Annotated in this window: 6 protein-coding genes; 2 read left to right on the forward strand and 4 right to left on the reverse strand. The window is 66.6% G+C overall.

Annotation, left to right across the window (positions count from 1 at the left end; all coding sequences use genetic code 11):
* Window positions 1–97: 97 nt before the first annotated feature.
* Complete coding sequence (gene proS / locus SB4_RS01390; protein ID WP_058751105.1) at window positions 98–1,630, reverse strand: proline--tRNA ligase; 1,533 nt, start codon at window positions 1,628–1,630, stop codon at window positions 98–100.
* A gap of 90 nt (window positions 1,631–1,720) precedes the next feature.
* On the opposite strand from proS, the gene SB4_RS01395 reads away from it, so the two are divergent.
* Window positions 1,721–2,617, forward strand: coding sequence for a DMT family transporter (locus SB4_RS01395; RefSeq protein WP_058751106.1), 897 nt, complete (start codon window positions 1,721–1,723; stop codon window positions 2,615–2,617).
* 27 nt (window positions 2,618–2,644) lie between these two features.
* Here the strand turns inward: SB4_RS01395 and bluB are convergent, their stop codons facing one another.
* Window positions 2,645–3,268 carry a 5,6-dimethylbenzimidazole synthase gene (gene bluB, locus SB4_RS01400; RefSeq protein WP_058751110.1) on the reverse strand — a complete coding sequence of 208 codons (624 nt, stop codon included), beginning with the start codon at window positions 3,266–3,268 and terminating at the stop codon, window positions 2,645–2,647.
* Between the two features lie 98 nt (window positions 3,269–3,366).
* On the opposite strand from bluB, the gene SB4_RS01405 reads away from it, so the two are divergent.
* Entirely contained in the window at window positions 3,367–3,624 is a 258-nt protein-coding gene (locus SB4_RS01405) for a SemiSWEET family transporter (protein WP_206597977.1), read from the forward strand.
* An 89-nt stretch (window positions 3,625–3,713) separates the two neighbouring features.
* Here SB4_RS01405 and gcvPB read toward each other — a convergent pair whose 3' ends face one another.
* Window positions 3,714–5,270, reverse strand: a complete 1,557-nt coding sequence (gene gcvPB / locus SB4_RS01410; protein WP_058751108.1) for an aminomethyl-transferring glycine dehydrogenase subunit GcvPB — start codon at window positions 5,268–5,270, stop codon at window positions 3,714–3,716.
* Complete coding sequence (gcvPA, locus tag SB4_RS01415) at window positions 5,267–6,625, reverse strand: aminomethyl-transferring glycine dehydrogenase subunit GcvPA (protein WP_058751109.1); 1,359 nt, start codon at window positions 6,623–6,625, stop codon at window positions 5,267–5,269. The genes gcvPB and gcvPA overlap by 4 nt, the downstream gene beginning before the upstream one ends.
* Between the last annotated feature and the right edge of the window lie 155 nt (window positions 6,626–6,780).

Below are 6,780 nucleotides of genomic sequence, written 5' to 3' on the forward strand. Positions count from 1 at the left end.
GGAGGGGTTTGGGGAGGGCATGAAGTCTCACCGAGACCGTCGCCTGTGGCATGCCCTCCCCCCAACCCCCTCCCGCCTGCGGGAGGGGGAGTTTGCGTCAGTACGCCCGGCCGATGAGCACCCGCTCCACCGCCTCGCGGCCGGTGAAAATGCAGGGGCCGTCATCGCAACCCGTCTGGCCCATCGGCGCGTTACGGATGGTCAACTTCAGCGCCTTCAGCTTTTCGACCACCTGCTCCAGTTCTTCGCCCGTGGGCTTGGCCCAACGGACATCGACCCAGCCGGGGTTCTTCACGCCGTCGGCAAAATGCGCCTCGACGCTCGCCCAGTCGTTCACCGGCACGATCTGCGCTTTGAGCCGCTCGGCCGACTGGCGGTGGAGTTCGGCCTGGATGTCGGCCAGCAGCGCCTCGACACCCGACACGAAATTGCCACGTGGGCACACGACCGAATCGAGTTTGCCGTCCTCACGGTACAGCCGGTCGCGGCGGATGACCGATACGTTGCCGCCCGCCATGTCGCGGCCGCCGACTTCGATGATGACCGGCGCGCCCTTCTTGACCCAGCCCCAGCGCTTGTTGGCGGCCTTTTGCGCACGAGCATCGACCATCGCGCGGATCGGCTCGCCCAGCGCGGACTGACCGACCAATTCCTTTTGCAGGTCGCGGCAATAGGCCAGCAGCGCCTCGTCCTCGGGCTGGTCGCGCAGCATCGGCACGATCACCACCTGCCACGGCGCGACCTTGGGCGGCACGCGCATGCCGTCATCGTCGCCATGGACCATGATCATGCCGCCGATCATCCGGGTCGACACGCCCCAGCTGGTCGTCTGTGCGAAGTCGAGGCCACCCTCGGCATTCTGGAAGCGAATATTCTGGGCTCGCGCGAAATTGTCGCCCAGGAAGTGGCTGGTCCCGGCCTGAAGCGCCTTGCCATCCTGCATCATTGCCTCGATCGAATAGGTTTCGACCGCACCGGGAAAACGCTCATTCTCCGGCTTCTCGCCCGCGATGACATGCATGGCGAGGCAATCCTCGGCGAAGCTGCGATAGACTTCGAGCATCTGGATGGTCTCGGCGCGCGCCTCGTCGACCGTGGCATGGGCGGTATGCCCTTCCTGCCACAGGAATTCGGCGGTACGCAGGAACATGCGGGTGCGCATTTCCCAGCGGACGACATTGGCCCACTGGTTGATGAGGACCGGCAGGTCGCGCCACGACTGGACCCAGCGGGCGAAGGCGGTGCCGATCACCGTCTCCGAGGTCGGGCGCACGACCAGCGGCTCTTCCAGCTTCGCCTCGGGATCGGGGACCAGCCCGCCCTTGCCGTCGGCGATCAGCCGGTGATGCGTGACGACCGCCATTTCCTTGGCGAAGCCGTCGACATGCTCGGCTTCCTTCTCGAAATAGCTCAGCGGGATGAAGAGCGGGAAATAACAATTCTCATGCCCCGTCGCCTTGATGCGATCGTCGAGCAGGCGCTGGATGCGCTCCCAGATGCCATAACCCCAGGGGCGGATGACCATGCAGCCGCGGACGCCCGATTCCTCGGCCAGATCGCCCTCGGCGATGACGGACTGATACCAGGCGGAGAAATCCGCGTCGCGGGTGACGGACAGAGCGTGCTTCATGCCTGCCCGATAGCGGCAAAGACCCGGTCTCGCCAAGGGGCCGCGCGTTCGGGGTTTCGCTGCACCGCCGCAATCGTTAGGAACGCCCGCATGACCGGCGACCGCGTGCTCAAAGGCATCGGCCTGCGCCTGATCGCCATCTTCTTCCTGTCGACCATGTCGGCGCTCATCAAGCTGGCGGAGTCGCGCGGGGCGACGCTGTTTGAAACCATGTTCTGGCGACAGGCCTGCGCGCTGCCGGTCGTGCTGGGCTTTGTGTTGGCGGGGCCGGGGCTGGGTTCGCTGCGCACCACGCGGTTCAAGGGGCATCTGGCACGCTCGATGGTCGGGCTGGTCGGCATGGTCTTCACCTTCGGCGCGGTCCTGCTGCTGCCACTGGCCGAGGCGACGACGTTCCAGTTCACCGTGCCGATCTTCGCCACGCTGCTCGGCGCGCTGGTGCTGCGCGAGCGGACGGGCGTCCAGCGGTGGAGCGCGGTGCTGATCGGCTTTGCGGGCGTTCTGATCGTGGTCAGGCCGGGGGCCAATGACATGTCGCTTGCCGGCGCGGCGGTGGGCCTGCTGGCCGCGCTGTTCGTGGCCGTCGTCGCGATCCTGCTGCGCCAGTTGCGCGAAGAGCCGGCGGGGACGACGGTCTTTTATTTCACGACGCTGACCCTGCCCTTCATCGCCATCCCCTATAGCTTCCATATCCAGCCCCACGACGCGCTGACCTGGGCCATCCTGATATCGATCGGGCTGGTCGGCGGCTTCGGCCAGATCGCGCTGACCGGAGCCTCGCGGCTGGCACCGGTCGCGGCGGTGGTGCCGATGGATTATTCCGGGCTGATCTGGGCGACGCTCTATGGCTGGCTGATCTTTGGCGTATTGCCTGCGACCAGCACCTGGCTGGGTGCGCCGATCATCATCGCCAGCGGACTGTTCATCGTGTGGCGCGAGCAGAAGCTGGGCAAGCAACAGACGTTGACCGCCGCGCCGGAGGACTGATCCGCCCCGGCCCAGGGAACATAGTGCTTACCGTACCTCCCACCTCGTCGGCGCATTTTCCTGCCAGCCCGCCCGGTGGAGCAGCGGCGTGTCGTCATCCCATTCGGCATGGCCCAGACACAGATAGGCCGTGAACGCCCAGTCCTTCGGCACCGCGAACAGCCGCTCCATCGCACCGGGGTCTAGGATCGAGACCATGCCCATTCCCAGATTGGCCGCCCGCGCCGCCAGCCACAGGGTATGGATCGCCATCGCGGTCGACTGGCGCAGCGTCTCCGGCATGGTGCGGCGGCCCAGGCCGTGCCCCTCCGCCGGATCGATATGGGTGAAGACGGCCAGTTGCACCGGCGCGACGTCCAGCCCGGCGAGCTTCAAGGCGCGGTAGGCCGCCGCTTGCTCATCGGCATAATCCGCCGCCGCCTCTTCGTCACAGCGCCGGAAATCCGCGCGAACGGCGGCACGCAGGGCAGCGTCCTCGACCCGGATCACGCGCCACGGCCGGGCATTGCCGACCGAGGGGGCCAGCGCCATCGTCTCGGCCAGACGCGCCAGCACCGCCTCGTCGACCGGGCCGTCGAGGAAATGCCGGACATCACGCCGCCAGCGCAGGATCGCGTCCAGCGTATCGGCCTGATCCCTGTCAAAGCGCATCTTCGTCCCCTTCCCGGCGCGGACCGTCCCGTCGGGCTTGTGCGTTGAACGGACCGACTTCAATCGATTTCACGGCCATTCAAGGAGATTTCGATATCGTGAGTGAACGGAAACTGATGCTGCTCGGCTGGATCGCGACGGCCACGGCGGTGGCCATGTACCTGTCCTATATCGACCAGATTCAGCTCAACCTGGCGGGACAAAAGGGTTCGGTGCTTCAACCGCTGGCGACGATGGTGAACTGTTCGCTCTGGGTGGCCTATGGGTTTTTGCGACAGAAGCGGGACTGGCCGATCGTGTTCGCCAATGCGCCGGGTGTGATCCTGGGCGGGATTTGCCTGTTCACCGCGCTTTGATCGATGGCCACCCTCACCCTTCCGGCGCTTCGCGCCTCCCTCCCTCTCCCATTGGGAGAGGGAAACAGGGTGAGGGTGTGATTAGTCGATCAGGCTGCCTTGTCCTTCCACACCAGCACCGGCTTGCGCGCGGCCAGCGTCTCGTCGAGGCGCGCGCGCGGTGCGAAGTGCGGTGCGGTCTTGAGCGACGGGTCGCCCGCCTTCGCCCGCTCCGCCACCGACGCCAGCGCACCGATGAACTGGTCGAGCGCGGCCTTCGACTCGGTTTCGGTCGGCTCGACCAGCATCGCACCGTGGACGACAAGCGGGAAATACATGGTCATCGGGTGGAAACCCTCGTCGATCAGCGCCTTGGCGACGTCGATCGTCGAGAAGCCCTCGGCCAGCCCTTCGTCCGAGAAGATGGCTTCGTGCATACACGGGCCGCTCTTGGCGAAGGGCGCGTCGAGCGTGTTCTCGAGGCTGCGCAGGACATAGTTTGCGTTGAGCACGGCATCCTCGGCGACCTGGCGCAGGCCGTCCGCGCCGTGGCTGAGGATGTAGGTCAGCGCGCGGGTGAACATGCCCATCTGGCCGTGGAAGGCCACCATGCGGCCGAAGCTGTCGGCGTGATGGTCGTCGGCATTTTCTTCCTCGACCAGCCGGAAGCCCTCGCCCGTCTTTTCGACGAAGGGCAAAGGCGCGAACGGCGTCAGCGCCTCCGAGAACACCACCGGCCCCGAACCCGGCCCGCCGCCGCCATGCGGGGTCGAGAAGGTCTTGTGCAGGTTGATGTGCATCGCATCGACGCCCAGATCACCCGGACGCACGCGCCCGACGATGGCGTTGAAGTTCGCGCCGTCGCAATAGACATAGCCACCCGCGCCGTGGACCGCGTCGGAAATGTCCTTCAGGTCCCGCTCGAACAGGCCGCAGGTGTTCGGGTTCGTAATCATGACGCCCGCCACGTCCGGCCCCAGCCGCGCCTTCAGCGCCGCCGTGTCGACACGGCCGTCCGCGGTCGCAGGGATATCCTCGACCGAGAAGCCCGCAAAGGCCGCCGTCGCCGGGTTGGTCCCGTGCGCAGATTCCGGCACCAGGATGACCTTGCGATGGCCCTCGCCGCGCTTTTCCAGCGCCGCCTTGATCGCCAGGATACCGCACAGCTCGCCATGCGCGCCCGCCTTGGGGCTCATCGCGACCGAGGTCATGCCGGTCAGCGTGACCAGCCAGTGCGCCAGCTGGTGAATGACCTCCAGCGCGCCCTGCACCGTGTCGACGGGGGCGAGCGGGTGAACGTCGCTGAACCCCGGCAGGCGGGCCATCTTCTCGTTCAGGCGCGGATTGTGCTTCATCGTGCACGAGCCGAGCGGGAACAGGCCCAGGTCGATCGCGTAATTCTGACGCGACAGACGGGTATAGTGACGCACCGTCTCCGGCTCCGACAAGCCGGGCAGGCCGATCGGGTCCTTGCGACTCAGGTCGCCCAGGCGCGAACCCGCGACATCGCCCTCGGCGAAATCGACGCCGGTGGTGTGCGCGTCGCCGATCTCGAAGATCAGCTTTTCTTCGAGCATCAGCGCGCGGTTGCCGGTGAAGGTCGCTGCAACCTCGCCGTCCTTGGCTTCGGGGCTCGTGGGCTTCCAGCCGCTCTGGTTGATCGTCATGCCAGCACCTCCTCGAGAGCCTTGGCAAGCGTCTCGATATCCTCCGCCGTCACCGTTTCGGTGACCGCCACCACCAGTCCGTTCGCGAGCGCGTCCTCGCCCGGATAGAGCCGCCCGAGCGACACGCCCGCCAGCACGCCGCGTTCGGCGAGCGTCCGCACGATCGGACGCGCCTCGCGACCCAGGTCGAGGGTGAACTCGTTGAAGAACACGTCGTTGACCAGCTTCACGCCCGGCACCTTCGCCAGACGGTCCGCCGCGCGGCAGGCGTTCGCATGGTTGATCCCCGCCATGCGGCGCAGCCCCGCCTCGCCCAGCAGCGTCATGTGGATCGAGAAGGCGAGCGCACACAGCCCCGAGTTAGTGCAGATGTTCGACGTCGCCTTTTCGCGGCGGATATGCTGCTCGCGGGTCGAAAGCGTCAGCACGAAGCCGCGCTTGCCGTCCGCGTCCACCGTCTCGCCACAGAAGCGCCCCGGCATCTGGCGGATATACTTATCCTTGCAGCCCATCAGGCCGACATAGGGACCACCGAACTGGAGCCCGACGCCCAGCGACTGGCCTTCGCCGACGACGATGTCGGCGTCCATCTCGCCCGGCGAGCGGATCGCGCCGAGCGCGACCGGCTCGGTCACGACGGCAATCAGCAGCGCCTTCTTGGCGTGGCACGCCTCGGCCAGCGGGGTCAGGTCGGCGATGCGACCGAGGATATCCGGGTACTGCACGACGACGCACGAGGTGTCGCCGTCGATCGCCGAGATCATCTGGTCGATATCGGTCTCGGCGGTCAGGACGGGCGTGCCGGTCTCCAGCGTGTCCCCGGTATATTTCGCCATGGTCTTGGCGACCGAGACATAATGCGGGTGCAGACCCGACGACAGGATCGCCTTGGACTTCTTGGTGATACGCCGCGCCATGCCGATCGCTTCCCAGCAGGCGGTCGAGCCGTCATACATGGAGGCGTTCGCGACATCGGTGCCGAGCAGACGCGCGACCTGCGTCTGGAACTCGAACAGCATCTGCAGCGTGCCCTGCGCGATTTCCGGCTGATAGGGCGTGTAGGCGGTCAGGAACTCGCCGCGCTGGATCAGGTGATCGACGCTGGCGGGCACATGATGGCGATAGGCGCCGCAGCCCAGGAAGAAGGGCACGTCGCCCGCCACGACATTCTTGCGGGCGAGCGCGGTCATGTGCCGCTCGACCGCCAGTTCGGAGGCGTGGTCGGGAAGCCCTTCGATGGGGCCGGACAGGCGGGCGGATTCGGGCACGTCGACGAACAGGTCGTCGACCGATCCGGCACCGATGACCGAGAGCATCTCGGCCCGATCGGAAGAGGTAAGGGGCAGGTAGCGCATGCGTTCCATTTCTCCGCCCTCCTCTTCGCCCCCGCCGCCGAGCGGGAAGCTTCTTCTTCTCCCCTCCCGCAGGCGGGAGGGGCCGGGGGAGGGCACCCGGTTTCGGCAGGCGATATCGCTTGGGGGAGAACGAGTCCCCTCCCCCAACCCCTCCC

This window comes from Sphingomonas sanguinis, from assembly GCF_001476905.1.
Lineage (GTDB): Bacteria > Pseudomonadota > Alphaproteobacteria > Sphingomonadales > Sphingomonadaceae > Sphingomonas > Sphingomonas sanguinis_B.

Excerpts from the sequence above, each read along its gene's own strand:
- proS (WP_058751105.1), bottom strand. The coding sequence starts at position 1,630 with ATGAAGCACGCTCTGTCCGTCACCCGCGACGCGGATTTCTCCGCCTGG.
- gcvPA (WP_058751109.1), bottom strand. The coding sequence starts at position 6,625 with ATGCGCTACCTGCCCCTTACCTCTTCCGATCGGGCCGAGATGCTCTCG.
- SB4_RS01395 (WP_058751106.1), top strand. The coding sequence starts at position 1,721 with ATGACCGGCGACCGCGTGCTCAAAGGCATCGGCCTGCGCCTGATCGCC.
- bluB (WP_058751110.1), bottom strand. The coding sequence starts at position 3,268 with ATGCGCTTTGACAGGGATCAGGCCGATACGCTGGACGCGATCCTGCGC.
- gcvPB (WP_058751108.1), bottom strand. The coding sequence starts at position 5,270 with ATGACGATCAACCAGAGCGGCTGGAAGCCCACGAGCCCCGAAGCCAAG.